This window comes from Streptomyces sp. NPDC088745, from assembly GCF_044751045.1.
Lineage (GTDB): Bacteria > Actinomycetota > Actinomycetes > Streptomycetales > Streptomycetaceae > Streptomyces > Streptomyces cremeus.
Genome location: NZ_JBIVLB010000002.1, coordinates 332169 through 357470 on the forward strand (window position 1 = coordinate 332169; position 25302 = coordinate 357470).

A 25302-nucleotide genomic window follows, 5' to 3' on the forward strand; every position below is an offset into this window, starting at 1 on the left:
GAGGGTTGCATTCCGCACCCTCCGGGTAAGACGGGCTACGACCCATTTGCCCACGTAGCAGTGCACGGGAGGGAACCGCGTTGATCTTGGAAGCTCTCGGCTCCGTCGTCCTGGGACTCGCCCTCGCCTGGGCCGCCCTCGCGCGGCTGCCCGAACGCCTGCCGTCCCGTCCGCTGGTCCTCACGGCGGGCCTCTTCGGCTCCCTGTTCGGCGCCTGGGTGGCCCACACGTCCGTCGGCCCGGGGCACCCCTTCGCCACCCTCGTCGGGGCGGCCGCGGTGGGAGCGGTGGCGCTCTCGCTGCTGCTGCGCCCCTCCGGACGCATCCGCCGCCGGTCCGCCGCGGCGTAGCGGACGACGGGCCCGGCCTTTCGGCCGGGCCTCGCGCCGTCGGCGTTGGCCCGGCGGTTCCGGCGCGCGAGGGTCAGGCCGCCAGCCCCAGCGCCGCCATCCGCTTGGTGTGCGCCTCGGTGATCCGGGAGAACATCCGGCCGACCTCCGCGAGGTCGAAGCCGTCCGCCACCCCGCCCACCAGCATGGTCGACAGCGAGTCGCGCTCGGCGACCACGCGCTGCGCCTGCGACAGCGCCTCGCCCATCAGCCGCCGCGCCCACAGCGCGAGCCGCCCGCCGACCCGCGGGTCGGCCTCGATGGCGGCGCGCACCTTCTCGACGGCGAAGTTGCCGTGCCCGGTGTCGTCCAGGACGGCGAGCACCAGCGAGCGGGTGTCGGTGTCCAGGCGGGCGGCCACCTCCCGGTAGAAGTCACTGGCGATCGAGTCGCCGACGTACGCCTTGACCAGGCCCTCCAGCCAGTCGGACGGGGCGGTGAGGAGGTGGAAGTCGTCCAGGGGCTTGGCGAAGGGCTCCATGGCGGCGGTGGGCTCGGCGTCGATGGCCGCCAGGCGGTCGCGCAGGCGCTCGAAGTGGTGGAACTCGGCGGAGGCCATCTTCGCCAGTTCCGCCTTGTCGCCCAGCGTCGGTGCCAGCTTGGCGTCCTCGGCGAGCCGCTCGAAGGCCGCCAGCTCTCCGTACGCGAGGGCGCCGAGCAGGTCGATCACCGCGTTGCGGTAGGTCGGCTCCACACTGGCCGTGGCCCAGTCCTGGGCGGCGATTCCGGTGGGTGCGGGGGCTTCGGTAGCGGCGGGTTCGGCGGGGGTGTCAGGCGTCTCCATGAACCGCACAATAGCCCGCGCGCAGGGGGAGGTAAGGGCCTGGTCAGTGCGGTGGGCACGGAACGCGCCCCGGGACACGTCCGCACCGCCGCCCCACTATTCCTACGAATTCACCCAACACACATGCGCGAATCCGGGGTACAGTGGTAATGCGCCTGCTGAGCATTCCCCGCGTACGCACCCCTGGTGCGCGCGCTCTGTGCAGGCCATCCGCATGAGGATGCCCGGTCGGTGGCCCGATCGGCTCCGACCCGACAGCCCTCCGTGCGATCGGTGCACAAGCACCACCGCAGACGAGGGAACCCTCAGCGACACGAGCGCTAGAGCAACGGCAGTGGTCCCGCGCCACCCGGTCCTCCCAAGGCCGGATGAGACCCAGGCACGGTACGACCCCCGTTGTTCGCCCCGAGTCGCGTCTCACAGAAGAGGCAGCACCCTGACTACGTTCCGTGACCTCGGCATTCTTTCCGAGACGGCCGAAGCCCTCGAGGCAGTCGGCATCACGTCCCCCTTCCCCATCCAGGAGATGACGCTTCCCGTCGCCCTCTCGGGCAGCGACGTCATCGGCCAGGCCAAGACCGGTACGGGCAAGACCCTCGGTTTCGGTCTCCCGCTCCTCGAGCGCGTCACCGTCCCCGCGGACGTCGAGGCGGGCCGGGCCAAGCCCGAGAAGCTCACCGACGCCCCGCAGGCCCTGGTCGTCGTCCCCACCCGCGAGCTGTGCCAGCAGGTCACCAACGACCTGCTGACCGCCGGCAAGGTGCGCAACGTCCGGGTCCTCGCGATCTACGGCGGCCGGGCGTACGAGCCCCAGGTGGAGGCGCTCAAGAAGGGCGTCGACATCATCGTCGGCACCCCGGGCCGTCTGCTCGACCTGGCGGGACAGAAGAAGCTCGACCTGTCCCACATCCGCGCGCTCGTCCTGGACGAGGCCGACGAGATGCTGGACCTGGGCTTCCTGCCGGACGTCGAGCGGATCATGAACATGCTGCCGGCCAAGCGGCAGACCATGCTCTTCTCCGCGACCATGCCCGGCGCCGTCATCGGCCTGGCCCGTCGCTACATGTCGCAGCCCACGCACATCAGCGCCACCTCGCCGGACGACGAGGGCGCGACCGTCAAGAACATCGCGCAGCACGTCTTCCGCGCCCACAACATGGACAAGCCGGAGCTGGTCTCCCGCATCCTCCAGGCCGAGGGCCGCGGCCTCGCAATGATCTTCTGCCGTACCAAGCGGACCGCCGCCGACATCGCCGAGCAGCTGGAGAAGCGCGGCTTCGCGTCCGGCGCCGTGCACGGCGACCTCGGCCAGGGCGCCCGCGAGCAGGCGCTGCGCGCCTTCCGCAACGGCAAGGTCGACGTGCTGGTCTGCACCGACGTGGCCGCCCGCGGCATCGACGTCGAGGGCGTGACGCACGTCATCAACTACCAGACGCCCGAGGACGAGAAGACCTACCTGCACCGCGTGGGCCGCACCGGCCGCGCGGGCAACAAGGGCATCGCCGTCACCCTGGTCGACTGGGACGACATCCCGCGCTGGAAGCTCATCAACAAGGCGCTGGACCTCCCGTTCGACGAGCCGGAGGAGACGTACTCCACGTCCCCGCACCTGTACGAGATCCTCTCCATCCCCGCGGGCACGAAGGGCATACTGCCCCGGGCCGAGCGGACCCGTGCGGGTCTGCGCGCGGAAGAGGTCGAGGACCTGGGCGAGACGGGCGGCCGCGGCCGCAAGTCCGCGCCCGCCGCCGCTGCCGCCGCCGTGGTCGAGGACCGTCCGGCCCGCACGCGCACCCCGCGCCAGCGTCGCCGTACGCGTGGCGGCTCGGAGCTGGGACCGGAGACGACCCCGGAGACGACCGCGGCCCCCGTGACCCCCGCCGCTGAGGCCACCGAGGTCGCCGAGGCCCCGGAGGCGTCGGAGCCGCGCACGCCGCGCCGCCGCCGTCGCACCCGGGCCGCCGTCCCCGCGGTGGCGGAGGCTCCCGTGGCCGAGGCCGCCGAGCCCGTGGCCGTCGCGCAGACCCCCGTCGCGCAGACTCCCGTCGCCGAGGCCCCCGTCGAGGAGGCCCCGGCCAAGAAGACCGTCCGCAAGCGGACCGTGAAGGTCACCGCGCCCGCGCCGGAGGCCGACGAGGCCCCGGTCAAGCGCGCTCCCCGGGCCCGGGCGCCGCGTGCCAAGGCCACGCCGGCCGTGGAGGCGGCGCAGGCGGTCGAGGCTCCGGTACGTCCGCGGCTGAAGCGCCCGGTGCGTGCGCGGGTCTCGGCGGAGCCGGAGGTCGACTTCCAGATGGCCCCGATGCCGGAGCCCGAGCCGACGCAGCCGCGCCGCCGCACGTCGACGCGGGCGTCCTCCGCCGCGTCCGCCTCGAAGCCGAGGTCGGAGAAGCCGAAGTCCGTGGAGTCGGCCGCGGAGGGCGAGGCCAAGCCGCGCCGCCGCCGCACGACCCGCAAGCCGGCCCAGCAGGAGAGCTGATCCCCGGCACGACGCCCTGACACCGACGGCCCCGCTCCCCCTCACCGGGGGGGCGGGGCCGTCGGCGTGAGCGGGGCCGTCGGTCAGGCGAAACGGTTCCAGAAGGCGACGAGGGCCTCGGCCGTGTCGTGCGGGTTGTCCGTGTTGGGCGAGTGGCCGGCGTCCTTGACGACCGTGCGGTGCGCGTCCAGGCGCACCGCCATGTCGTCGAGGAGCGGCACGGGCCAGGTGTCGTCCTGCGTCCCGGAGACCACGTGCACCGGCAGCCCGGTGGCCCGCACCTCGGCGACCCGGTCCGGCTCCACCCTGAGCGCGCGCGCCGTCGCGATGAGCTGGGCGGGGCTGTGCAGCAGCCAGCGGCGGCGCAGGGCGGCCTCCAGGGCCGGGTCCTCCGTCGTGCGCGCCGCCTCCCCGGGCTCCTCCGGGGCGGGGGTCTCCAGGGCCTGCACGGCGTCCCAGACCTCGCCCATGGTCATGAACCCGAGGGCCTGGGACAGCAGCGCGGCCTTCTCCTGCTGCGCGGGGTCGATCTCGGCGGGTCCCGAGGACATGAGGGTCAGGGTGCGGAAGGGCGCCGGGTCGAGAATCGCGGCGGCCCGGGCGATCTGGCCGCCGAGGGAGTGACCGAGGAGGTGGAGCGGGCCCGCGCCGTCGAGCGCCTGCGCCTGGGCGAGGACGTCCGACGCCAACTCGCCCTGCGCGTAGGGCGCTTGGTCCTCCTTCGGCCCCGGCGACTCGTACTGCCCCCGCCCGTCCACCGCGACCGCGCGGTACCCGGCGTCGGCGAGGGGGCGCAGAACGGTGATGAAGTCCTCCTTGCTGCCGGTGAAGCCGGGGAGGAGGAGGGCGGTGCCCCGGGGCGTCCCGTCCGGTCTCGCGTCGAGTACGGCGAAGGCGCCGCGCTCCGTGCGGAGGGGAGCGGCGTGGACGCCGGGGGGCGGGGTGAAGGTGGGCGGCCTGCTCATGCGGTCGAGGCTACCGGTGGGTTCGCGGCAGGCGGCGCTCCCCGGCACGCCCGGCGCCGCGCGCCCGCGCCGCCCGGCGACGGGCCCCGGCCCCGCGCTAGTACTGCGACTGCAAGTGCTGCCAGAACCCGTCCCGCAGCGACCTGCGCAGGTCCGAGTGCCCCCGCAACGACCGCTGGAGCATCCGCTCCGCCTCCACCAGGAGTTCCTGGTCCACCGGCCCCGGCAGGTACGGCCGTCCCGGCAGCAGCTCACCCAGCTCCTGCCGCCCGCGCTCGGCGAGCCACTTCGCGGCGATCTGCGCGCCCAGGAAACGCACCTCCTCGCGCTTGGGCGTCGGCCCGTTCTCCTGCTCATAGGTGGTCACCGGGCGGCGGGTGACGTACGGCTTGCAGAAGTCGAGGTCGAAGGTGCGCTGGCTGTCGACCTCCCAGAGCAGCGGCTCGGCCTGGTTGCGGCCGTCGCCCGCCTCGATGCCCCAGAGGTGGACGCGCGCCCCGTAGCCCTGTGCCGCCTCGACCGCCGAGACGAGGTCCTCGTCGCCGCCGACCAGGGCCGCGTCGCTGATCGCGCGGTGCCGGGCGAGGGACTCCAGGTCCGTGCGGATCAGGGAGTCGACGCCCTTCTGCTGGTTGTTGGCGTTGAGGTTGCCGAGGCGGACCTTGACGTCGGGGAGTTCCGCGATGGACTGCTGCTCGGTGGTGTGGATGCGGCGCCGGGCGCCGTCGTACCAGTACACCCGGAGCAGCCGGCTGTCGGCGAAGATCGTGCGGGCCTTGTCGATGAAGGCCTCGATCAGGCCCTCCGCGTCCAGGTCGAAGGAGCGCCGGTCCTCGGTGCCGGTGACCAGGAGGCCGGCCGCCGCGTAGACGTAGCCCGCGTCCACGAAGATCGCGTGGGTGGAGGGGGTCTTGGCGACCTCCGCGAGCACGCGCGTGAGGAGTTCGTTGGTGCGGTCCAGCCGGGCGGAGATCCTGGCGAGGTCGGTGGGGTCGGAGGGGCCCGAAGGCTGTGCGTCGTCCATACGGGTCCCATTGTCCGGGGCGCCGAGACCGGCGCACAACCGGCGCTCCCCGCGCCCTCTACCGGAGGGTAGTTAGCCTGGCGAAAATTTTCTTTAGTGTAGGGAATGTTTTTCGGGGGAGACTGGTTGTACCCCTTGGAACGCAACGGCAACCCCGCCCACGCGTGCCCCTTACATTCACCCCCAGTTCTCCAGCAGGAGGATCAGACGAAGGGAGAAGCGCATGCGCTTCGAAATCATGCGCCTGGACGATGTGGACGGCACCGCCGTCGACAGCACCGTCGTGGACGCCGCCTCCGTCAACCGGATCGTGCAGCAGGCCGCCGCTGTCGGCCAGCGCATCTACATCCGCCCGGCCGTCACCACGGCCTCGTAACACGTAAGACGACGCAAGACGACGCAGTGGACAGACATGAAGAGGAACGCCCCCGTGCACGAACGGCACGGGGGCGTTTTCCGTGGCCGCGGCCACACGGCCGGGCCGCCTTGGAGCTCAGCTCCCCTGGATCACCTGCGTGACCCCGTTGATGATCTGCTGCACGGCCAGCGCGGAGAGCATCATGCCCGCGAGCCGCGTCACGAGCACCACACCGCCCTCCTTGATCACACGGATGATCACCAGCGAGAAGCGCATCGCCAGCCACAGCACCAGGTGCATCGCGATGATGGCCGCCCACACCGAGATCTGACCGGTGAGGCCGTCGTTGTGCTGCACCGCGAGGATCACCGAGACGATCGCGCCGGGCCCGGCGAGCAGCGGCATGCCCAGCGGCACGAGGGCGATGTTGACGTCCTTGGTCTGCGTGGGCTCCTCGTTCTTGCCGGTGAGCAGGTCCAGCGCGATCAGCAGCAGGAGCAGCCCGCCCGCGATCATCAGCGCGGGGACGGAGATGTGCAGGTAGTCGAGGATCTGCTGGCCGATGATCCCGAAGACGGTGATCACGCCGAAGGCGACGGCCACCGCCTGCCAGGCCATCCTGCGCTGCACCTTGGCGGGGCGGCCCGAGGTCAGTCCGAGGAAGATCGGGGTGATCCCCGGGGGGTCCATGATCACGAAGAGGGTGAGGAACAGGGAGCCGAAGACGGCGAAGTCGAGCACAGGAGAGCCTTGCGGTCAGGGCCGTGCGGGCGGGCGCGGGCGCACGCGGACACGGCTCCGTACGGAACATGAGGGGGGTGGGGGTTTTGTCGTACGACACCGGGGGGCCCGGCGTCGGCAGGCGCGCCCGGGGCGAACGGGTGCCCGGGACGTGCGCGGCGCACAGGCCGCGCCGAACGCGCCCTACGCGCGCGGGCGTCCGCCCGCGCCCGGCACCGGGAAGGCGCCGGTCGCACGGCGGGTGATCTCGCCGTAGACGTCGGGGTGGGTGGTGTAGTCCCCGAGCCGGACGGTCTTGCGGGAGCCGTGGTAGTCGCTGGAGCCGGTGACCAGGAGGTCGTGCTCGGCGGCGAACGCACGCAGGCGGGCCCGGTCGGACTCGTCGTGGTCCATGTGGTCGACCTCGATGCCGTCGAGACCGGCGGCGGCCAGCTCGGCGATCGAGGTCAGCGGCACCGTGTCGCCGCGCTTGGCGGCGCCGGGGTGCGCGAAGACGGTGACGCCGCCGGCGGCCTTGACCAGGCGGACGGCGGTGAAGGGGTCCAGCTCGTGCTTGTCGACGTACGCGCGCCCGTCGTTGGCCAGCCACTCGGAGGTGAAGGCGGCCGAGACGTCCCGGACGACGCCGAGTTCCACGAGGGCCTCGGCGATGTGCGGGCGGCCGAGGGAGGCGTCGCCCGCGATCCGGGCGACCTGCTCCCAGGTGATCGGCACGCCGAGGTCCTGGAGCTTGGCGACCATGCCCCGGGCGCGCGGCACCCGGTCGTCCCGGACGAGCTCGCGCTCGCGGGCGAACTCGGGCTCCTCGGGGTCGAAGAGGTACGCCAGCATGTGCATGCCCGTGCCGTCGAGGCGGCAGGACAGCTCGGCGCCGGTGACCAGGGTCAGACCGGCGGGGAGGTGGGCGATCGCCTCGGCGTGGCCGCGCACCGAGTCGTGGTCGGTGAGGGCGACGACGTCGAGCCCGGCGGCCGCCGCGTTGCGGACCAGTTCGGCGGGGGTGTCCGTGCCGTCGGACGCCGTGGAGTGGGTGTGCAGGTCGATACGCACGCGCTTGGCTCCAGGGGGGCGGGACGGACAGAGGGGACGTTCAAGGGTAACTGGGATTCGAACACCCCAGATCAAACCCCCGGCCACCCTCGGCACAAGCTCCCGGCCGTCCTCGGCGCAAGCCCCGGCCACCCTCGGCGCAAGCCCCCGGCCGCCCTCTGCCCAAGCCCCCGGCCGCCCTCGGCCCAAGCTCCCGGCCGCCCCGGCCGAACCCCTGCGTCTCCAGCAGAAGCCTCGGCCCGTCTACAGCAGAAGCCTCGGCGACAGCGCCCCGCACGGCAGCAGTTCGACCTCCGCCCCCGCGTCCCGCAGATCGGTGAGCACCAGCTCGTCGTACATCAGCAGCCCCGACTGCTCCGGCCACACGACGGCCCACAGCCACAGCCCGCGCGCCTCCCCCGCGAACACGGCGCGGTCGGCGGGCGTGCCGGAGACGTGCCAGAGCGGGGTGGGGCGGCCGGCCGCGAGGAGCTTGGTGTGCGGCGGCTTCTCCATGGCGATGTGCGGCCCGGGGTCGGGGCCGTCGATGCCCGCGTACCTCGCGCCGAGTCCGACCCCCAGCTCCTCGGCCACCAGCAGGAGTTCGCCGAATCCGCCGAGCGGTCCGGGGCCCGAGCAGGCCACCGCCGTGGCGCGTCCGCCGCTGCGGTCGTCGCCCGCGTACGCGATCCCGCTGAACAGCCAGCCCACCGGCAGCGGCCACGGCATCCACACGGGCACCCGCGCCCGGTTCACCGCGACCGAGAGCGCTTCGACGCTGGGCGGCAGCACCGGCTGGAGCGGATTGACCGCCCCGTGAACGCCGCACTGCCAGGTGTCGGCGAAGAGACCGGGCGCCCTGACCCGGCCTCCGCACTTCGGGCAACTGGGTTCGCCCCTCATAGCGCCCAACAGTCCTCCCCGGTCGACGCCGCGTCAAGGACGATCACCCGTCCGGCGCGCACCGCCTTCCGGCACGCCCTGCCGCGCTCCCCCGATGTCTCCCCCGCCCCTTGCCGCCCAAAACTAGATGTAGCTTGCATTCATTAGCCGACCTAACTTATTGTTTGTATATCGCAACGATCTAGTGGAGAGCGAGAGAAGCCATGCAGCACGGTGCGGGCAAGCCAGGGGCTCCCGAAACCGCCCCCAGCGACTCGTTGGCCGAGGGCGCGGGCAGCATCCTGCGCCAGCCGAAGGCGGTCTGGGCGACGGCCGGCGCGTCCGTCGTCGCCTTCATGGGCATCGGGCTCGTCGACCCGATCCTGCCGTCCATCGCCAAGGGCCTGGCCGCGTCCCCCAGCCAGGTGTCGTTGCTCTTCACCTCGTACTTCCTGATCACCGCCGTCGCGATGCTGGTCACCGGCTTCGTCTCCAGCCGGATCGGCGGCCGCAGGACGCTGCTCGCCGGACTCGCGCTGGTCGTCGTCTTCGCCGCGCTCTCCGGCACCTCGGGTTCGGTCGGCGAGCTGGTCGGCTTCCGGGCGGGCTGGGGCCTGGGCAACGCGCTCTTCGTCTCCACCTCGCTCGCCGTGATCGTGGGCGCCGCGGCCGGCGGCAGCGCCGCCGCGATCCTGCTGTACGAGTCGGCGCTCGGCCTCGGCATGGCGTGCGGCCCGCTGCTCGGCGCGGCCCTCGGCAACGCGAGCTGGCGCTACCCGTTCTTCGGCACCGCGGCCCTGATGGCCGTCGGCTTCGTGTGCATCACCGCGTTCCTGAGGGAACAGCCGAAGCCCGCCCGCAAGACCTCGCTGCTCGACCCGCTCAAGGCCCTCGGCCACGGCGGACTCGCCTCGGTCGCCGCCTCCGCGTTCTTCTACAACTACGCGTTCTTCACCATCCTGGCCTTCACCCCGTTCGTCCTGAACATGACGCCGTACAAGTCCGGCGCGGTCTTCTTCGCCTGGGGCCTGCTGCTCGCGGTCTTCTCGGTGCTGGTCGCCCCGCGGATGCAGCAGCGGTTCGGCTCGCTGAAGGTGCTGGGCGCCTCACTGGTCCTGCTCGCCGTCGACCTGCTGGTCCTGGGCTTCGGCAGCCACTCGACCGCCGTCGTGGCGACGATCGTCTCCGGTGCGTTCATCGGCGTGAACAACACCGTCTACACGGAACTGGCGCTCGGCGTCTCGGACGCCCCCCGGCCGGTGGCCAGCGCGGGCTACAACTTCGTCCGCTGGTTCGCGGCGGCCGCCGCCCCCTTCCTCGCCCCGAAGATCGAGGAGTGGAGCAACGTCCACGTCCCGTTCGTGGTCGCCGCGGTCACGGCGGTGCTCGGCGCGGCGGTCGTCCTGGTCCGCCGGAAGGCCCTCGCCCAGGAGGCCGAGGAACTCCAGCCGGCGCACGCCACCGAGGACGGCGTGAGCGTCTTCGCCGGCTGACCACCGCCGCCGCGCGCCCCGGGTTTCCCCGTGCGTTGCCCGTTTCCCGTTCCGGTGGGAGACGCCCGGGGGCTGGCCAGGCATACCGTCCGCGGCCCACGGTCGTAGCGCAGAACTCCGTACGAAGGGGAAGCGCATGAAGAAGCTGTTCACCGCCCTGGCCTCGGCCGTCCTGGTCCTCGGGCTGGGCGTCGGCGCCGCCGGCACCGCGGGGGCCGTCGCACCCGCCGCCGCACCGCAGGTCGTGGCCGGAAGCTGCGGGTACTACAACGGCACCCAGCTCACCGTCCGGGGCCACACCGGAGACCGGGTCCGCGAGGTGCAGTGCCTGCTGGTGCACGTGTGGGGCATCGGCGTCGGCCCGCAGGGCGTCGACGGGAAGTTCGGGGCGAACACCGAGGGCGCGGTGCGCCAGTTCCAGCAGTGGTACGGCGGGCTCGCCGTCGACGGGAAGGTGGGCGTGAACACCTGGGCGGCGCTGCGCAGTTAGCGGCAGCCGTACGAACGCGGGGCCCGGCCGGCAGGACCACCGGCCGGGCCCCTTCGCGCGATGCGCCCGCCTTCCGTTCAACAGGCTTCCGCGACACGCCCGCCTTCCGCGCGGCACGCCTCCCGCTCCCGCGACACGCCCGACGACGTACCGCGGTCGAACCCGACAGCGAATTCCGGCCGGTTCTCACCGCCCGGAATCAGTCCAGCGGGACGCCCGCGCGGAGCGGGTCGCGAAGGTCCGTGCCGTGCGCGAGCCAGCGCTCCTGGAGTTCCTGCGCGCCCTTCACGCGCTTCCACGCCGCCTCGTTCTGCGTCATCGGCAGCAGGGGCAGGAAGCGGACCGGGTCCATCGGGTCGTCCAGTTCCAGGTCTTCCACCAGCTCGCCGCCCTCCGCCACCAGTACGGAGCTGAAGGGCGCCCCCGGCCACAGCGGCCCGCCCACCTCAAGGGACGCCCCGGGCGCCACGATCAGGCCCTCCACCTGCGGGGACGCGGCCAGGACGGCGAGCGGCCGCAGCACCTTGTCGGTGTCGGCGAGCCCGGCCCGCACCGACAGGACCAGCTCGGCGCGCGGACCCTTGACGGGGTCGGCGAGGGCGGCCGTCGGGTCGGTCATCGGGGCGGCCGACATGCCGAGGGTGGCGTACCGGACGAGGTCGCCGTCCAGGAAACGCAGCACCTCGATCCGGTCCGTGCCGAGGAACGTGACGGCCGCGCGCGCGTCCGGTTCGCCCAAGGCCGTCCGCAGTCGGGCTTCCACCAGCGCAAGAACATCTCCCATGGTCCGCGAGCATAGGCGGCGTATGGAACGGGCAAAGGAGAGCCGTGGCGGGGCTTGACACCGAGGACGGCTGGTAACCTGGGCCGCTGAATCGGGGCAGCTCGCAGAAGCGTTGCTTTCCAGCCCCGTGGGCCTGAAGGAATCGTCGTCCCTCACGGGGGACCGGCCGGAGGAGGTGGGACTGCGGTGGACCGAAGTCGGCCCGGTAGTACCAACCGCTCTTCCGTACCCCCTCTGCCCCACGCGGCCTGAAGCGTCGCACGCGGTCCGAGGTTTCGTACCCGGCCCTTCGAGCACGGAAACATCCGCGCTCCTCGGGACGCACGCAGGGCTCCGCGCCCGACGGGCACGACGGAAGAGCACATCGATCTCACCTGATTTGCCTGATCCGTGTCTGAGCGAACGCCGTCACCGCGACCTCGCGGTGCCGCCCGCTTTGCCGACGTGCACGCTGGAACGCCACGACGCCGTGGCGCCGCACGTCTCCATTCCGGGCAGTGCCACGCGACCCGCCCGACGGCTTCTCCGTGAAGGAGCCCGCCATGTCGATGATCCGTGACCTGCGCGCAGTGGTCCGTCCGTCCCTGCGCAAGAGCCCCACCGTCTACACCAACTACGACGCCACCCGCGACCACTCCGCGAGCAGTGCCGTCGTGGACTGCGCCGTCTACCGCGACGGCCGCCGCATGAAGGAGTGCACGACCCCGCACGAGGCGATGATCCGCGTACGGGAGTCCGGCGAGGGCTTCGCGTGGATCGGCCTGCACGAGCCGACCGAGGCGGAGTTCGCGGGCATCGCGGCCGAGTTCGGGCTGCACCCGCTGGCCGTGGAGGACGCGGTGCACGCGCACCAGCGGCCCAAGCTGGAGCGGTACGACGACACCCTGTTCACCGTCTTCAAGACCATCCACTACGTCGAGCACACCGAACTGACCGCGACCAGCCAGGTCGTGGAGACCGGCGAGGTGATGTGCTTCACCGGCCGGGACTTCGTGATCACCGTCCGGCACGGCGGCAAGGGCTCGCTGCGGACGCTGCGCCACCGCCTCCAGGACGACCCGGAACTCCTCTCCAAGGGCCCCTCCGCCGTTCTGCACTCGATCGCCGACCACGTGGTCGACGGGTACATCGCGGTCGCCAACGCCGTGCAGGACGACATCGACGAGGTGGAGATCGACGTCTTCTCCGCACCGGCGAAGGGCAGCTCGCGGGGTGCGGACGCGGGCCGGATCTACCAGCTCAAGCGCGAGGTCCTGGAGTTCAAGCGGGCGGTCGCCCCGCTCCTGCGCCCCATGCAGCAGCTCAGCGAGCGGCCGATGCGGCTGATCGACCCGGACATCCAGAAGTACTTCCGGGACGTGGCCGACCACCTGGCCCGGGTCCACGAGCAGGTCGTGGGCTTCGACGAACTCCTCAACTCGATCCTCCAGGCCAACCTCGCGCAGGCGACGGTCGCCCAGAACGAGGACATGCGCAAGATCACCTCCTGGGCGGCGATCGTCGCCGTGCCGACGATGATCTGCGGCGTCTACGGCATGAACTTCGACCACATGCCGGAACTCCACTGGAAGTACGGCTACCCGATGGTGCTGGGCGGCATCGCGCTGGTGTGCCTGGGCATCCACCGCGCCCTCAAGCGCAACGGCTGGCTGTAGGGGGCGGGTGGCGGAGAGCTGAGTAGGGTGACCCCATGTCGCAGCCCCCGGCCCCCCGCCAGAACCTCCTCGACCAGGCCCTCGTCGAGGAGGCCACCAAGAAGTCCGGGCTCGTCTGGGTCCGGGGAACCGGGCCCGCCCGGGCCCTGTGGCACGTCTGGCTCGACGGGGCCCTGCACCTCGTCGGCGACGGGCCGGGCGAGCAGCCGTTCCCCGGCCTCGACGACGGCTCGGTCGCGCAGGTGACCGTACGCAGCAAGGACAAGGGCGGGCGGCTCGTCGCCTGGACCGCCCTGGTCAAGGAGCTGACCGCCGGCACGGAGGAGTGGGACGCCGCCGTCGCGGAGCTGAAGGGCAAGCGCCTGAACGCCCCCGACGCCGAGCGGATGACGGACCGCTGGGCCCGTGAGTGCCGCGTCCTGCGCCTCGCCCCGCAGCCCGGCCTCCAGCCGCTGCCCGAGGGCGATCTGGCCGCCGCCCCGCTCCCGTCGTCCGCGACGACCCGCCGCCCCGTCCCGGCCGGCCTGCCGAAGCTGCTGCTGAAGCGGAAGCGCTAGTCGCGGGCCTTGGGGAGCTGGCGGCCGTAGTCGACCGTCAGGTCCTTCGGGGGCGGGGTCAGGGGGAAGTCCTTGTCCCAGTCGGCGAGCTGGACCACGCCCGCGCCGCCCGCGCGGGCCAGGCGCAGCGGATAGGGCTTCTTTTCGAGGGACACGGCCAGGGCGCCGCCCTGGCCGTCCTCGCCGCCGACGACCTTGATGGTACGCATGCCAGTAATCGTCTCGCGGTCGCCCTTGGTGGGGGTGCCGTTGAGGCCGAGGAGACCGTCGAGCAGGACGGCCTTGTCGGTGAAGCCGCGGAACTGTTCGTACGCCGGGTCGCCCTTGGGCACCTTGACGTACTTGTCCTCCAGCTTGTCCGCCGCCTCCTCGTCCTCCTTCTTGAAGGTCGCGCCGGGCTTGGTGGCGTCGTGCCGCCAGAAGTCGGCGCCCGCCTTCATGAAGAGTTCGTCCCGGATGCGGAGCAGCTCGAAGGTGGAGTCCTTGGTGGTGACGGAGCCGGTGCCGCCGGTGTCCTTCAGCCGCATGTTCAGCTTGTATGTGCCGCCCTTGCTGATGAACGTGCCGGTCAGGCGTACCGCGGTGGCCGCCTTCGCCGTCGCGCGGGCCTTGCCCTCGATCTCGGCGGCGCTCAGCCTGCCGACCCCGTTGGTTCCCTCGTCCAGGTCCTCGCCGCACCCCGCGAGCCCCGCCGCGAGACCGGCGCACACCGCACCGGCGAGTACGGCCCTGCGTGCGCGGGCTGCCGGGGGGAATGCGGTCACGGTCGGCACTGCCTCTCCTCAAGGGGTCCGGTGGTCCGGTTTGGCAGAGGGCAGCGTACCCGGGCCGTCCCCGTCGGCAGGCAGGCAGCCGTACGGGCCGCCCGGCAGAGCGACAGTGATCGTCACGGGCTAGCCTGAAGCCGGTGTCCGGCGTATTTGCAGACAAATGCGCGAGCGTGTGAAGGATGAGGACGAGGAGGCGGTCGGTATGGCGGCAGGGGCGCCCCGCGTCTTTGTCTCGCACCTGGCCGGGGTGCCGGTCTTCGACCCCAACGGCGACCAGGTGGGGCGGGTGCGCGACCTGGTGGCCATGCTGCGGGTGGGGCGCAGGCCCCCGAGGCTGCTGGGGCTGGTGGTGGAGGTGGTGAGCCGGCGGAGGATCTTCCTGCCGATGACCCGGGTGACCGGTGTCGAGTCCGGCCAGGTCATCACCACCGGCGTCGTCAACATGCGGCGCTTCGAGCAGCGGCCCACCGAGCGCCTGGTGCTGGGCGAGCTGCTCGACCGGCGGGTGCGGCTGGTGGAGGACGGCGAGGAGGTCACCGTCCTGGACGTGGCCATCGCGCAGTTGCCGGCCCGCCGGGACTGGGAGATCGACAAGGTCTTCGTCCGGAAGGGCAAGATCGGCGCGCTGCGGAGGAAGGGCGAGACCCTGACGGTGGAGTGGTCGGCCGTCACCGGGTTCTCGCTGGAGGAGCACGGGCAGGGCGCGGAGAACCTGCTCGCCGCGTACGAGCGGCTGCGCCCCACCGACCTGGCCAACGCCCTGCACCACCTCACCCCCAAGCGGCGTGCCGAGGTCGCCTCGGCGCTCGACGACGACCGGCTGGCGGACGTGCTGGAGGAGCTGCCGGAGGACGACTCGATCGAGATCCTCGGCAAGCTCAAGGAGGAGCGGGCCGCCGACGTCCTGGAGGCGATGGACCCGGACGACGCCGCCGACCTGCTCTCCGAGCTGCCCGAGGAGGACAAGGAGCGGCTGCTGACGCTGATGCGGCCGGACGACGCGGCCGATGTGCGCAGGCTCCTGTCGTACGAGGAGCGGACGGCCGGCGGTCTGATGACCACCGAGCCGATCGTGCTGCGGCCCGACGCGACGGTCGCGGACGCGCTCGCCCGCGTACGGCAGCAGGACCTCTCCCCCGCGCTGGCGGCGCAGGTGTACGTGTGCCGGCCGCCGGACGAGACGCCCACGGGCAAGTACCTGGGCACCGTGCACTTCCAGCGGCTGCTGCGGGAGCCGCCGGGGACGCTGGTCAGCTCGGTGGTGGAGTCCGACCTTCCGCCGCTGTCGCCGGACACCCCGCTGCCCGCCGTGACCAGCTACCTCGCCGCGTACAACATGGTCGCCGCCCCCGTCGTGGACGAGGGCGGGGCGCTGCTGGGCGCGGTGACGGTGGACGACGTACTGGACCACCTGCTGCCGGAGGACTGGCGGGAGACCGAGTTCAACCCGGGGGGTGTCGTCGGTGGCCGCTAAGCCGAACAGGCAGGGGGGCGAGCCCCGGGGTGGTGAGGGCAGGGAGCGCACGCGTCCCCAGACCGGCGCGAGCGCGCTTCCGCGCGCCTCCCGCGTGCGACTGGATCAGCCGAAAGCGCCCCGTACCCGCCTGCTGCCCGAGTGGGACCCGGAGGCGTTCGGCCGTTTCTCGGAGCGCATCGCCCGCTTCCTCGGGACGGGCCGGTTCATCGTCTGGATGACCGCGGTCATCATCGTCTGGGTGCTGTGGAACGTCTTCGCGCCGAAAGACCTGCGCTTCGACGAGTTCCCCTTCATCTTCCTGACGCTGGCGCTCTCCCTCCAGGCCTCGTACGCGGCCCCCTTGATCCTCCTCGCGCAGAACCGCCAGGACGACCGGGACCGGGTCACGCACGAACAGGACCGCAAGCAGAACGAGCGCTCGATCGCCGACACCGAATACCTCACACGGGAGATCGCGGCGCTGCGGATGGGCCTCGGCGAGGTCGCCACCCGCGACTGGATCCGCTCCGAACTCCAGGACCTGGTCAAGGAGTTGGAGGAGCGGCGGACCGTATTCCCGGCGGAGGCGGTGCACCGGAGTGACGAACCCGACCGTTGACCGGGCTTCCCGCTCCCCGGCCGGGCCGCCGTAGTATCGGAGCATGGTTACGGAAGACGCGGTGCGCGAAGCACTGGCGACGGTGAACGACCCCGAGATCCACCGGCCGATCACTGAACTCGGCATGGTGAAATCGGTCGAGATCGGTGCGGACGGAACGGTCGCCGTCGCGGTCTATCTGACCGTCTCCGGCTGCCCGATGCGCGAGACGATCACCACCAACGTCCGTGCGGCCGTCGAGCGGGTCGAGGGCGTCACCGCCGTCACCGTCGAGCTCGACGTGATGAGCGACGAGCAGCGCAAGGAACTCGCGGGCGCGCTGCGCGGCGGCACCGCCGAGCGCGAGGTCCCCTTCGCCCAGCCCGGCTCGCTGACCCGGGTGTACGCGGTGGCCTCCGGCAAGGGCGGCGTCGGGAAGTCCTCGGTGACCGTTAACCTGGCCGCCGCGATGGCCGCCGACGGGCTCAAGGTCGGCGTCGTGGACGCGGACATCTACGGCCACAGCGTGCCCCGCATGCTGGGCGTGGAAGGCCGCCCCACCCAGGTCGAGAACATGATCATGCCGCCGTCGGCGAACGGCGTGAAGGTCATCTCCATCGGGATGTTCACCCCGGGCAACGCGCCGGTCGTGTGGCGCGGCCCGATGCTGCACCGCGCGCTCCAGCAGTTCCTGGCGGACGTGTACTGGGGCGACCTGGACGTCCTGCTGCTCGACCTGCCGCCGGGCACCGGTGACATCGCCATCTCCGTGGCGCAGCTCGTCCCGAACGCCGAGATCCTCGTCGTCACCACCCCGCAGCAGGCCGCCGCCGAGGTCGCCGAGCGCGCCGGGTCCATCGCCGTGCAGACGCACCAGAAGATCGTCGGCGTGGTCGAGAACATGTCGGGCATGCCGTGCCCGCACTGCGACGAGATCGTCGACGTGTTCGGCACGGGCGGCGGCGAGCGCGTCGCCGAGGGGCTGACCAGGACCACCGGTGCGACCGTCCCCGTCCTGGGCTCCATTCCGATCGACGTGCGCCTGCGCGAGGGCGGCGACGACGGCCGTCCCGTCGTGCTGACCGACCCGGACTCCCCGGCCGGTTCCGCGCTGCGGGCCATCGCGGGCAAGCTGGGCGGCCGGGCGCGCGGGCTGTCGGGGATGTCGCTGGGCATCACGCCGCGCAACAAGTTCTGACCCGCTCGCGGGTACGTGGGTAAGGGGCGGCCTCCGGGAGGCCGCCCCTTACGCGTGTCCGCTCAGCCCTCGTACGTCACGCGGACCCCTTCAGCCCGCGTATGCCACGCGTGTCTGCTCAGCTCTCGTACGTCGTGATGTCCTTGACCACCGAGAAGCCGAGCCCGTACGCGCTCATGCCGCGGCCGTACGCCCCGATGTGGACGCCGGACCCCGTGGACCCGGCGAGCACCCAGCCGTACTCGGACTCGCGGTAGTGGAAGGGCGTCGGCACCCCGTCGACCGGCAGCGACAGCGCCGACCAGTCGGGGCCCTCCAGGTCGTCGGCCAGCTCGAAGGAGACCTCGGTCTGCTGGTCCAGCCAGTTGTCCCGCATCGAGTGGTCGAGCTGCGCGGGCCAGGTCTGCGAGAGCAGCCCGGCCCCGGCCAGCCAGGCGGCGGAGGACACCGTGGTGGCCTCCAGGGTGCCGGTGCCGTCACCGCTGCGGCGCACCGGGGAGGCGGCGACGGTCACCACGACCGCGAAGCGCTCCTTCTCGGGCCCCTCCTCGCCGGAGGTCTTTATCGTCGGCTCGTCGCCGTGCCCCATCGCGCCGTGCTGGACGGTGCCGTCGGCCGCGGTGCCGACCTGCATCAGCCAGCGGCGGCCGATGAAGGCCTCGTCCAGTCCGTACCAGGGGAAGGGGGCGCGCAGATAGCCGTCGACCGTACGCCGGGCCGCCGGAACCCCTTCCGTGGTGGATCCACCGGGCGCACCGGAATTCTCCTGCGCCCCTGCCCGACTCGTCGTCTCCATCTGCCCGGCCGCCTCCTCGATCGTCGAGTCCGGTGCGGCCCGCCCCCCTCGGGCGTCCTGCTACCGGAACAGATGGAGAATAGCCAACCCTCCGCCGACACCTCCGCCGACGGGCCGTCAGCACCCCGAACCCGAGGGGCGGGAGGGGCACTCCCCTCCCGCTGCCGGCTCGCTGCCGGCTCGCTGCCGAGAGTCCCCGGGCAGCAGAAAGGGGCCGTGCGCCTCGGCGCCGGCCCCCGGGTCCCCGTGACCCCTCAGGTCGTGTCGGGGTCGAACACCGGCCGTTCCTCCTTGCGGAGGTTCGCCGGGGCCGCCGGCCCGTCCTTCTTCGTCAGGTCCGCCCTGGGCGCCTCGGTCCCGGGGTCGTCGGACGGCGTGCGCGCGGCGGGCCGCGACTTCCCGTTCACCACGTCCGTGACTTCCTGCAGCTCTCCGCGCAGGTCGAAGCTCTCCCGGATCTCCTTGAGCCCGAGGTCGTCGCCGCCGTGCTCGGCGAGCTGCTTGCGCACGAAGGTCTTCGGGTTCAGGTCCTCGAACTCGAAGTCCTTGAACTCCGGTCCCAGCTCACTGCGGATGTCCTGCTTCGCGCTCTCCGAGAACTCCCGGATCTTGCGGATGGTCCGCGTGGCGTCCTGGATCAGCTTCGGCAGCTTGTCCGGGCCGAAGATGAGCACGGCGAGCACCGCGAGCGTCAACAGCTCCAGTCCGCCTATGTCTGTGAACACCTTGCAGCTCCTTGGATTCTCCGGGCTCGTTCCACGGTACCCGCCCGAGCTGTCCGGACGGTACCTCCAGGTGACGCCCGGCTGCCGCCCGCCGGGCCGTTCGGCGTCGTCCGGCCCCGTCCCGGCGGTGTGCGCCGGATGCGGCAAAGGTCAGGAATCTCCTGCCGATCCGAGCACCAGGGCCACCATCCGCTCCTTGCCGTCCCGCACCAGGGTCAGGCCCATCCGCTCCCCCGGACGCTTTGACCTGATCTTGACGATCAGCTCCTCGCCGCTGTGCACCCGCTGCCCGTCGACCTTGGTGATGACGTCGCCGGGCTTGATGCCCGCCTTGGCGCCGGGGCCGCCCGGGGTGACCGCCGGGGTGTCGTTGGCGCCCTTCGCGCCGACCCTGGCGCCGTCGCCGGTGAACTTCATGTCGAGGGAGACGCCGATCACCGGGTGGGTGGCCCTGCCGGTGCTGATCAGTTCCTCGGCGACCCGCTTGGCCTGGTTGATCGGGATGGCGAAACCGAGGCCGATGCTGCCCGCCTGGCCGCTGTCGAGGCCGCCGGTGTCGGGGCCGCGGATGGCGCTGTTGACGCCGATCGCCCGGGCCTGGGAGTCGACGAGCGGTCCGCCGGAGTTGCCGGGGTTGATCGGGGCGTCGGTCTGCAGGGCGTCGACGTAGCTGACGTCACTGCCGTCGCCCTTCTCGCCGCCCGCGGTGATCGGACGCTGCTTGGCGCTGATGATGCCCGCGGTGACGGTGTTCTGGAGGTCGAAGGGGGCGCCGATGGCGACCACCGGATCGCCGACGCGGACGTTGTCGGAGTTGCCGAGCGGCAGCGGCTTCATCCCGGAGACGCCGGTGACCTTCACCACGGCGAGGTCGTAACCGCTGTCCTTGCCGACCAGCTTGGCGCGGGCGCTCTCGCCGCCGCTGAAGGTGAGGGAGATGACACCGCTCTTGCCGGCCGGCTCCACGACGTGGTTGTTGGTGAGGATGTGGCCCTTGTCGTCGAGGACGAACCCGGTGCCGGTGCCCTTGCCGCTGCTGCCGCTGACGTGGAAGGTGACGACGCTGGGCAGGGCGCTGGCGGCGATGCCCGCGACGGTGTCGGGCGCGCGGTCGGCGGGCGCCTTCCCGGCCTGCGGCAGGCGTACGGAGTCGCCGCCGAAGCCGTCGTTGCGCTCGATGTACGCGCCGACGCCGCCGCCGACGCCGCCCGCGACCAGCGCGATCACCAGGGCCCCGGCGAACAGTCCGCCGCGCCGCCGCTTCCTGGACGGCTCCCCGCCGTACGTCAGGGCCTGCGGAGGGGCCGCGCTCCACGGGTCGTACTGGAGCCACTGGGACGGCGGGTGGCCCTGCGGGCCGGTGCCGTGCGGGGGGTGGGGGGTCTGCCGGTGTTCCGGCCCCAGCTCACCGGCGAGCTGCGCCGGCGGTACGGGAGCGTCCTGGGCCGGGGCCGGGCGCTGCACCGGAGGCGCGGGGGCCCAGGGTCCGGGCTCGCCGTAGGGCGGTGTGCCGTACGGGTCGGGATCGTGCAGGGGCCTGCCCCCGCCGCCGGGCCCGGGGACCGGAGCACTGCCGGCGGGCTCGCCCGCCGGGTCCTCGCCGTGGCCCGGGACCTGCCCGGCGGCCGAGTGGCCGGTGGCGCGCCGCGCCGGTATCGCCTCCTGGGACACGCCCGCCGGGGGCACGTCATGGCGGAGCGCGGCGTCCGCCGGGGGCCGCGCCGCGTCCGGGACCTGGTCTGGGCCTTGGCCCTGGCCCGGAGCGTTCCCGTTCGCGGAGGACGCCGCGTCCGGCCGTGCGTCCGGAGCCCGCTCCGGTACCGGCGGGGTCGTCCCGTCCGTGGGCTTCCCCGGCGCGGGGCGGCTCCACCATTTCGCCCGTGGTCCGCCGGGCCTGCCCTCGTCCATGCTCTCCCCCGCAACTGGCCTGGGCCCCAGCCCAAGGCGGCGGGAACCGGTCTGCGCGCCCGTTGGCGGGCACCCCTGCCCTGGATTCAACCAGGTTTGCGACGGCGCGCGCAGAGTGCGGGTCAGCGACTGCGGGAAACGGAGAGCTCGGACGCGGGCGGCGCGGCCAGGTGCCCCGGCGCCGACGGTGTCGCCGTGGGTGCGGGGGTGGGCCCGCGGCCCTTCAGCGGCAGGGCGTACGAGGTGTCCGCGAGGGGGGCGGGGAGGGAGACGGGGAACATCCGCAGCCCCCGGTCCCAGCGGCCCTGACCGCGCAGCAGCCCGTGCGGCGGCCCTTGCTGGGCCCCGGGCGAACGCGCCGTCAGTCCGGCGGCGTACGGAACGGGAGGCGCGGCGGCCGTGCCCGCCCGGTTGCCGGACGTGGCCGACAGAAGTGTCGCTCCGCCGGCGTTCGCCGTACCGAGTCCGGCCCCGCCGACACTGGCCGCGCCGCCCTGACGGCGGCTGCTGTCGGTGCCGCCGGCCGGGGTCGCGGCCCGGGTCGGCACGAGGCCGCCCGCCCGCTCGCCCCTGGCGGTGGGGTTGCCGGAGGTCTCCGCGGGCAGTGCGCCGCCGAGCGCGATCGCGGCCAGGGACACCGCGCTCGCCGCGGCGAACGCGAACCTGCGCGGCCTGCGCCCGCCGGACCGCTCGCTCTCGGGCCTGCCGACCTCGTGGATGCGGAAGCCCCGGTCACGGGAGGCGTCGGGCAGGACGCCCGGGTGGCCGCCCCGGGGCTCGTAACCGATCCGGCCGCCGAAGCCCAGCGGGTCCTCGGGGGCGTAGACCCCGAAGGCCGTGCCCTCGCCGAATCTTCTGCGGCCCGGAGGCCCGTCGCCCGGCCCGTCCGTGTCCTGGTGGTCCTCGTGGCTCCGGGGGGTCTCGGGGCCGCCCGGCAGGCCCTGGAGCCGGGCCAGGAAGCCCGCGGAGGGGGCAGGGGGGGCGCTGCGCGCGAAGACGTCCTTGAGCCTGCGCTGCGCGTCGGCCTCGGCCTTGCACTTGGCACAGGTCGCCAGGTGGGCCAGGACCCGCTCGCGCGCGTCGTGCCCGAGTTCGCCGTCCACCAGGGCGGCGAGCCGGTCCCCGAGGTGCTGTTCCGCCGGGGTGGGCCGGGATCCGCTCACCCGAGACCCCCCTCTCCGGCAGGAGAGGGCACGAGGGGCAGGCCCGCGCCCACCGACGCCATCGCGCGCTGCTCGGCGCGGGCCTGGGGGGAACGGTGCTTGAGCGCCTTGCGCAGGTGGGAGCGGCCGCGGTGGATGCGGCTGCGGACCGTGCCGAGCTTCACGCCGAGGGTCGCGGCGATCTCCTCGTACGACAGTCCCTCGATGTCGCAGAGCACGACGGCGGCCCGGAACTCGGGTGCCAGGGTGTCCAGCGCCTGCTGCACGTCCGCGTCGAAGTGGGTGTCCTGGAAGGCCTGCTGGGGCGACGGGTCGCGGCTGGGCAGCCGCTCGGCCGCGTCGTCGCCGAGCGAGTCGAAACGGATGCGCTGCTTGCGGCGCACTATGTCCAGGAAGAGGTTGGTCGTGATCCGGTGCAGCCAGCCCTCGAAAGTGCCGGGCGTGTACGTCGACAGCGAACGGAAGACCCGGACGAAGACTTCCTGGGTCAGGTCCTCCGCGTCGTGCTGATTGCCCGTCAGGCGGTAGGCCAGGCGGTAGACGCGGGTGCTGTGCGTGCTGACGATCTCCTCCCAGGTGGGAGGCGTCCACGTCTCCTCCGCGTCCGAGAAGTCAGCGAAGGCCGCCGTCGTGGCGACGGGGGCGGTGGAGGTGGAACGGTCAGCGGTGTCGGTCACGGATTTCGGCTCGCCCGCAGACCTGAAGAAGCGTTTGAGCACTCCTCCCCGATCACCGGCCGCAGCCGCACCTCCCCTGTCGGCTCTGGTGGTGTCCAGTGGAGCCCCTACCATAACCACCTCGCCCGTTAGCTCCGGATAAGAGTCTTTGCGTGAATTTTGGGACCCTTGCCGGTCCCGGTCCCCGTGTTCCATCTGTCCCCCCGTCCCCTCCCAACGACCGGTCCCATCTGCGAGTTCCCGACTCCAGCGGATACAGTCACCGTTGCGCCAACTACGGGGACAGGAGAGGGTCATTACCGCCAACCGGCAGACGAGCTGGGCGTTCGCCGACGCCTACGTCGCCGAGGACGACACTCTGCGCTGGGCCCGGGACCGGGCCCGGGACGCGGGCGTCCCCTCGGTGTCCCCGGGCACCGGTGCCGCGCTGCGGCTGCTGGCCGGAACGGCGGACGCCAAGGCCGTCGCCGAAATCGGCACGGGCACCGGCGTGTCCGGCATCTACCTGCTGCACGGGATGCGCCCCGACGGAGTGCTGACCACCGTCGACCTGGAGCCCGAGCGGCAGGGCTTCGCCAAGCAGGCCTTCCGCTCGGCGGGCTTCGCGGGCAACCGGGCGCGCTTCATCCCCGGCCGCGCCCTGGACGTACTGCCGCGGCTGGCGGACGGCGGGTACGACCTCGTCTTCTGCGACGGCGACCGGCTGGAGTCGCTGGACTACCTCGCTGAATCGTTGCGGCTGCTGCGGCCCGGCGGCCTGGTGTGCTTCGAGGGCGTCTTCGCGGACGGCCGCACGGTGGACTCCGCCGCCCAGCCCGCCGAGGTGCTGCGGCTGCGGGAACTGCTGCGCACGGTGCGCGAGTCGACCGAACTGGTGTCCTCACTGGTGCCGGTGGGCGACGGGCTGCTGTGCGCGGTGCGCAGGGGCTGAGCGGGCCGGCTCCGCTCCCGGGAGGCCACCGCTGCCCCACGGGGCACGCCCTCGCCGCCCCCGGAACGCACCACTGCCCCGGTGACACGCTCACGCGTGGCCGGGGCAGTGGAGAGATGTAGAGCGCTATTCCGCCTTCAGGCGTTAGCCGACGACCTTCTTCAGGGCGTCGCCGAGTGCATCGGCCTCGTCCGGAGTCAGCTCGACGACAAGTCGACCGCCGCCTTCGAGCGGAACGCGCATGACGATGCCCCGCCCCTCCTTGGTCACCTCGAGCGGGCCGTCGCCCGTCCGCGGCTTCATGGCCGCCATGCTCGTTCCCCTTCCTGAAACCAGCTCACGCAGCCGACAACCCAGGTGTCACCGGCATCGAACACATTGCTTCCAGGCCATTATCCCGCATCGCAGGACCCAATGACCAACATCAGTCGGCATCGCTTGCGCAACGCACAGCCGCAAAACCACTCAATTCGGCGATCAGGCTGCGATACTTCGCCGCTTCGCACCACTCCCGGACGTGTTTTTGTTTGACGCAGGTCACATGTGCAGCGTTCGAGATCTCCGACATGCTGGCCTGTGCATGCCCAATTTCCGCTGCCGGGAGCCGGCTCAGCGCTCCCGAATGCCTCCAGGAGGGGACCGACGATGCCCGACACCGTGCTCTACGAGGTGACCGACGGACTCGGGACGATCACGATCAATCGTCCCGACGCCATGAACGCGATGAACACCGAGGCCAAGGTCGCCCTGCGGGAGGCGGTGCTGGCCGCGGCCGCGGACCCGGCGGTGCGGGCGGTCCTGCTGACGGCGGCCGGGCGGGCGTTCTGCGTCGGCCAGGACCTCAAGGAGCACATCTCCTCGCTGGCCGCCGACCGCGAGGCGGGCACCGGCACCACCATGAGCACCGTGCGGGAGCACTACAACCCGATCGTCCGGGCCCTGACCGGGATGCCCAAGCCGGTCGTCGCGGGCGTCAACGGGGTCGCCGCCGGTGCGGGCCTGGGCTTCGCGCTGGCCGCGGACTACCGGATCGTCGCCGAGACCGCCGCCTTCAACACGTCCTTCGCCGGGGTCGCGCTGACCGCCGACTCGGGTGTGTCCTGGACGCTGCCGCGGCTGATCGGCCACGGCCGGGCCGCCGACCTGCTGCTCTTCCCGCGTTCGATCACGGCGCAGGAGGCCCTGGAGCTGGGCCTGGTGAACCGGGTGGTGCCGGCCGCCGCGCTGGCCGCCGAGGCGACGGCCGTGGCGCGGGCGCTCGCGGAGGGCCCGACGGCCGCGTACTCCGCGCTGAAGGCGTCGCTGGCATACGGGTCGTCGCACGGACTCGCCGAGACGCTGGAGAAGGAGGACGAGCTCCAGACGGCGGCGGGCGCTTCGGAGGACCACGCGATCGCGGTCCAGGCGTTCATCGACAAGGCCCGGCCCACGTACCTGGGCCGCTGACCGGCTC

Annotated in this window: 27 protein-coding genes; 12 read left to right on the plus strand and 15 right to left on the minus strand. The window is 72.5% G+C overall.

Annotated elements, in window-relative coordinates:
- Positions 1 to 80: 80 nt before the first annotated feature.
- Positions 81 to 350, plus strand: a complete 270-nt coding sequence (locus ACIP93_RS06080; protein ID WP_345228560.1) for a hypothetical protein — start codon at positions 81 to 83, stop codon at positions 348 to 350.
- A gap of 73 nt (positions 351 to 423) precedes the next feature.
- Here the strand turns inward: ACIP93_RS06080 and ACIP93_RS06085 are convergent, their stop codons facing one another.
- Positions 424 to 1173 (minus strand): ferritin-like fold-containing protein, encoded by a 750-nt coding sequence (locus ACIP93_RS06085; protein WP_345228561.1) that lies wholly within the window; start codon positions 1171 to 1173, stop codon positions 424 to 426.
- Positions 1174 to 1699: 526 nt separating this feature from the next.
- Here ACIP93_RS06085 and ACIP93_RS06090 point away from each other — a divergent pair.
- Positions 1700 to 3649, plus strand: a complete 1950-nt coding sequence (locus ACIP93_RS06090) for a DEAD/DEAH box helicase (RefSeq protein WP_401756188.1) — start codon at positions 1700 to 1702, stop codon at positions 3647 to 3649.
- A gap of 83 nt (positions 3650 to 3732) precedes the next feature.
- Here the strand turns inward: ACIP93_RS06090 and ACIP93_RS06095 are convergent, their stop codons facing one another.
- Together ACIP93_RS06095 and ACIP93_RS06100 are read right to left on the minus strand one after the other, a co-directional pair.
- Positions 3733 to 4614, minus strand: a complete 882-nt coding sequence (locus tag ACIP93_RS06095) for an alpha/beta hydrolase (RefSeq protein WP_345228563.1) — start codon at positions 4612 to 4614, stop codon at positions 3733 to 3735.
- Between the two features lie 97 nt (positions 4615 to 4711).
- Positions 4712 to 5638, minus strand: coding sequence for an NYN domain-containing protein (locus ACIP93_RS06100; protein ID WP_401756191.1), 927 nt, complete (start codon positions 5636 to 5638; stop codon positions 4712 to 4714).
- Between the two features lie 223 nt (positions 5639 to 5861).
- Between ACIP93_RS06100 and ACIP93_RS06105 the strand changes: the two genes are divergently transcribed.
- Positions 5862 to 6014, plus strand: coding sequence for a hypothetical protein (locus tag ACIP93_RS06105; RefSeq protein WP_345228565.1), 153 nt, complete (start codon positions 5862 to 5864; stop codon positions 6012 to 6014).
- 117 nt (positions 6015 to 6131) lie between these two features.
- Here the strand turns inward: ACIP93_RS06105 and ACIP93_RS06110 are convergent, their stop codons facing one another.
- The 3 genes from ACIP93_RS06110 to ACIP93_RS06120 all read right to left on the minus strand — a co-directional run bounded on the left by ACIP93_RS06110 (position 6132) and on the right by ACIP93_RS06120 (position 8669).
- The gene (locus tag ACIP93_RS06110) at positions 6132 to 6737 is read right to left on the minus strand and encodes a MarC family protein (protein ID WP_345228566.1); all 606 of its coding nucleotides are present in this window, start codon (positions 6735 to 6737) and stop codon (positions 6132 to 6134) included.
- A 183-nt stretch (positions 6738 to 6920) separates the two neighbouring features.
- Positions 6921 to 7787: a PHP domain-containing protein gene (locus ACIP93_RS06115; RefSeq protein ID WP_401756195.1), complete on the minus strand. Its 867-nt coding sequence runs from the start codon at positions 7785 to 7787 to the stop codon at positions 6921 to 6923.
- A 243-nt stretch (positions 7788 to 8030) separates the two neighbouring features.
- Positions 8031 to 8669 carry a DUF6758 family protein gene (locus ACIP93_RS06120; protein WP_345228568.1) on the minus strand — a complete coding sequence of 213 codons (639 nt, stop codon included), beginning with the start codon at positions 8667 to 8669 and terminating at the stop codon, positions 8031 to 8033.
- A gap of 203 nt (positions 8670 to 8872) precedes the next feature.
- On the opposite strand from ACIP93_RS06120, the gene ACIP93_RS06125 reads away from it, so the two are divergent.
- Complete coding sequence (locus ACIP93_RS06125; protein ID WP_401756198.1) at positions 8873 to 10141, plus strand: MFS transporter; 1269 nt, start codon at positions 8873 to 8875, stop codon at positions 10139 to 10141.
- A 136-nt stretch (positions 10142 to 10277) separates the two neighbouring features.
- Entirely contained in the window at positions 10278 to 10631 is a 354-nt protein-coding gene (locus ACIP93_RS06130) for a peptidoglycan-binding domain-containing protein (RefSeq protein ID WP_345228570.1), read from the plus strand.
- 199 nt (positions 10632 to 10830) lie between these two features.
- Here the strand turns inward: ACIP93_RS06130 and ACIP93_RS06135 are convergent, their stop codons facing one another.
- Positions 10831 to 11415 carry a suppressor of fused domain protein gene (locus ACIP93_RS06135; protein ID WP_401756201.1) on the minus strand — a complete coding sequence of 195 codons (585 nt, stop codon included), beginning with the start codon at positions 11413 to 11415 and terminating at the stop codon, positions 10831 to 10833.
- 542 nt (positions 11416 to 11957) lie between these two features.
- Here ACIP93_RS06135 and ACIP93_RS06140 point away from each other — a divergent pair.
- Positions 11958 to 13070, plus strand: a complete 1113-nt coding sequence (locus tag ACIP93_RS06140) for a magnesium and cobalt transport protein CorA (RefSeq protein WP_401756204.1) — start codon at positions 11958 to 11960, stop codon at positions 13068 to 13070.
- 35 nt (positions 13071 to 13105) lie between these two features.
- Positions 13106 to 13627 (plus strand): hypothetical protein, encoded by a 522-nt coding sequence (locus ACIP93_RS06145; protein WP_401756207.1) that lies wholly within the window; start codon positions 13106 to 13108, stop codon positions 13625 to 13627.
- Here ACIP93_RS06145 and ACIP93_RS06150 read toward each other — a convergent pair.
- On the minus strand, positions 13624 to 14391 hold the full coding sequence (locus ACIP93_RS06150; protein WP_401756210.1) for a hypothetical protein: 768 nt from the start codon (positions 14389 to 14391) through the stop codon (positions 13624 to 13626). The genes ACIP93_RS06145 and ACIP93_RS06150 overlap by 4 nt on opposite strands.
- A 208-nt stretch (positions 14392 to 14599) precedes the next feature.
- On the opposite strand from ACIP93_RS06150, the gene ACIP93_RS06155 reads away from it, so the two are divergent.
- From ACIP93_RS06155 to ACIP93_RS06165, 3 genes are all read left to right on the plus strand, one after another.
- The gene (locus ACIP93_RS06155; protein WP_345229160.1) at positions 14600 to 15871 is read left to right on the plus strand and encodes a magnesium transporter MgtE N-terminal domain-containing protein; all 1272 of its coding nucleotides are present in this window, start codon (positions 14600 to 14602) and stop codon (positions 15869 to 15871) included.
- Between the two features lie 94 nt (positions 15872 to 15965).
- Positions 15966 to 16472: a DUF1003 domain-containing protein gene (locus ACIP93_RS06160; RefSeq protein ID WP_401756213.1), complete on the plus strand. Its 507-nt coding sequence runs from the start codon at positions 15966 to 15968 to the stop codon at positions 16470 to 16472.
- Positions 16473 to 16515: 43 nt separating this feature from the next.
- Entirely contained in the window at positions 16516 to 17649 is a 1134-nt protein-coding gene (locus ACIP93_RS06165) for an Mrp/NBP35 family ATP-binding protein (protein ID WP_401756216.1), read from the plus strand.
- Between the two features lie 118 nt (positions 17650 to 17767).
- On the opposite strand, the gene ACIP93_RS06170 is transcribed toward ACIP93_RS06165, so the two are convergent.
- From ACIP93_RS06170 to sigE, 5 genes are all read right to left on the minus strand, one after another.
- Positions 17768 to 18445: a hypothetical protein gene (locus ACIP93_RS06170; RefSeq protein ID WP_345228577.1), complete on the minus strand. Its 678-nt coding sequence runs from the start codon at positions 18443 to 18445 to the stop codon at positions 17768 to 17770.
- A 254-nt stretch (positions 18446 to 18699) separates the two neighbouring features.
- On the minus strand, positions 18700 to 19170 hold the full coding sequence (locus tag ACIP93_RS06175) for a sec-independent translocase (RefSeq protein ID WP_345228578.1): 471 nt from the start codon (positions 19168 to 19170) through the stop codon (positions 18700 to 18702).
- A 150-nt stretch (positions 19171 to 19320) separates the two neighbouring features.
- On the minus strand, positions 19321 to 21078 hold the full coding sequence (locus ACIP93_RS06180; protein WP_401756220.1) for a trypsin-like peptidase domain-containing protein: 1758 nt from the start codon (positions 21076 to 21078) through the stop codon (positions 19321 to 19323).
- 122 nt (positions 21079 to 21200) lie between these two features.
- Positions 21201 to 22241, minus strand: coding sequence for a zf-HC2 domain-containing protein (locus ACIP93_RS06185; protein WP_401756223.1), 1041 nt, complete (start codon positions 22239 to 22241; stop codon positions 21201 to 21203).
- Entirely contained in the window at positions 22238 to 23032 is a 795-nt protein-coding gene (sigE, locus tag ACIP93_RS06190) for an RNA polymerase sigma factor SigE (protein WP_401756226.1), read from the minus strand. Before sigE ends, ACIP93_RS06185 begins: the two co-directional genes overlap by 4 nt.
- Positions 23033 to 23183: 151 nt before the next feature.
- Here sigE and ACIP93_RS06195 point away from each other — a divergent pair, with 151 nt between their 5' ends.
- The gene (locus ACIP93_RS06195) at positions 23184 to 23849 is read left to right on the plus strand and encodes an O-methyltransferase (RefSeq protein WP_345228582.1); all 666 of its coding nucleotides are present in this window, start codon (positions 23184 to 23186) and stop codon (positions 23847 to 23849) included.
- Positions 23850 to 23993: 144 nt separating this feature from the next.
- Here ACIP93_RS06195 and ACIP93_RS06200 read toward each other — a convergent pair whose 3' ends face one another.
- On the minus strand, positions 23994 to 24161 hold the full coding sequence (locus ACIP93_RS06200) for a DUF3117 domain-containing protein (protein ID WP_003966491.1): 168 nt from the start codon (positions 24159 to 24161) through the stop codon (positions 23994 to 23996).
- Between the two features lie 112 nt (positions 24162 to 24273).
- Positions 24274 to 24417: a hypothetical protein gene (locus ACIP93_RS06205; RefSeq protein WP_401756229.1), complete on the minus strand. Its 144-nt coding sequence runs from the start codon at positions 24415 to 24417 to the stop codon at positions 24274 to 24276.
- A 77-nt stretch (positions 24418 to 24494) separates the two neighbouring features.
- Between ACIP93_RS06205 and ACIP93_RS06210 the strand changes: the two genes are divergently transcribed.
- On the plus strand, positions 24495 to 25295 hold the full coding sequence (locus ACIP93_RS06210; protein WP_401756232.1) for an enoyl-CoA hydratase/isomerase family protein: 801 nt from the start codon (positions 24495 to 24497) through the stop codon (positions 25293 to 25295).
- The last annotated feature ends 7 nt before the right edge of the window (positions 25296 to 25302 follow it).

Excerpts from the sequence above, each read along its gene's own strand:
- ACIP93_RS06085 (WP_345228561.1), bottom strand. The coding sequence starts at position 1,173 with ATGGAGACGCCTGACACCCCCGCCGAACCCGCCGCTACCGAAGCCCCC.
- ACIP93_RS06090 (WP_401756188.1), top strand. The coding sequence starts at position 1,700 with ATGACGCTTCCCGTCGCCCTCTCGGGCAGCGACGTCATCGGCCAGGCC.
- ACIP93_RS06095 (WP_345228563.1), bottom strand. The coding sequence starts at position 4,614 with ATGAGCAGGCCGCCCACCTTCACCCCGCCCCCCGGCGTCCACGCCGCT.
- ACIP93_RS06100 (WP_401756191.1), bottom strand. The coding sequence starts at position 5,638 with ATGGACGACGCACAGCCTTCGGGCCCCTCCGACCCCACCGACCTCGCC.
- ACIP93_RS06105 (WP_345228565.1), top strand. The coding sequence starts at position 5,862 with ATGCGCTTCGAAATCATGCGCCTGGACGATGTGGACGGCACCGCCGTC.
- ACIP93_RS06120 (WP_345228568.1), bottom strand. The coding sequence starts at position 8,669 with ATGAGGGGCGAACCCAGTTGCCCGAAGTGCGGAGGCCGGGTCAGGGCG.
- ACIP93_RS06125 (WP_401756198.1), top strand. The coding sequence starts at position 8,873 with ATGCAGCACGGTGCGGGCAAGCCAGGGGCTCCCGAAACCGCCCCCAGC.
- ACIP93_RS06130 (WP_345228570.1), top strand. The coding sequence starts at position 10,278 with ATGAAGAAGCTGTTCACCGCCCTGGCCTCGGCCGTCCTGGTCCTCGGG.
- ACIP93_RS06135 (WP_401756201.1), bottom strand. The coding sequence starts at position 11,415 with ATGGGAGATGTTCTTGCGCTGGTGGAAGCCCGACTGCGGACGGCCTTG.
- ACIP93_RS06140 (WP_401756204.1), top strand. The coding sequence starts at position 11,958 with ATGTCGATGATCCGTGACCTGCGCGCAGTGGTCCGTCCGTCCCTGCGC.
- ACIP93_RS06145 (WP_401756207.1), top strand. The coding sequence starts at position 13,106 with ATGTCGCAGCCCCCGGCCCCCCGCCAGAACCTCCTCGACCAGGCCCTC.
- ACIP93_RS06155 (WP_345229160.1), top strand. The coding sequence starts at position 14,600 with ATGGCGGCAGGGGCGCCCCGCGTCTTTGTCTCGCACCTGGCCGGGGTG.
- ACIP93_RS06165 (WP_401756216.1), top strand. The coding sequence starts at position 16,516 with ATGGTTACGGAAGACGCGGTGCGCGAAGCACTGGCGACGGTGAACGAC.
- ACIP93_RS06170 (WP_345228577.1), bottom strand. The coding sequence starts at position 18,445 with ATGGAGACGACGAGTCGGGCAGGGGCGCAGGAGAATTCCGGTGCGCCC.
- ACIP93_RS06180 (WP_401756220.1), bottom strand. The coding sequence starts at position 21,078 with ATGGACGAGGGCAGGCCCGGCGGACCACGGGCGAAATGGTGGAGCCGC.
- sigE (WP_401756226.1), bottom strand. The coding sequence starts at position 23,032 with ATGGTAGGGGCTCCACTGGACACCACCAGAGCCGACAGGGGAGGTGCG.
- ACIP93_RS06200 (WP_003966491.1), bottom strand. The coding sequence starts at position 24,161 with ATGGCGGCCATGAAGCCGCGGACGGGCGACGGCCCGCTCGAGGTGACC.
- ACIP93_RS06205 (WP_401756229.1), bottom strand. The coding sequence starts at position 24,417 with ATGTCGGAGATCTCGAACGCTGCACATGTGACCTGCGTCAAACAAAAA.
- ACIP93_RS06210 (WP_401756232.1), top strand. The coding sequence starts at position 24,495 with ATGCCCGACACCGTGCTCTACGAGGTGACCGACGGACTCGGGACGATC.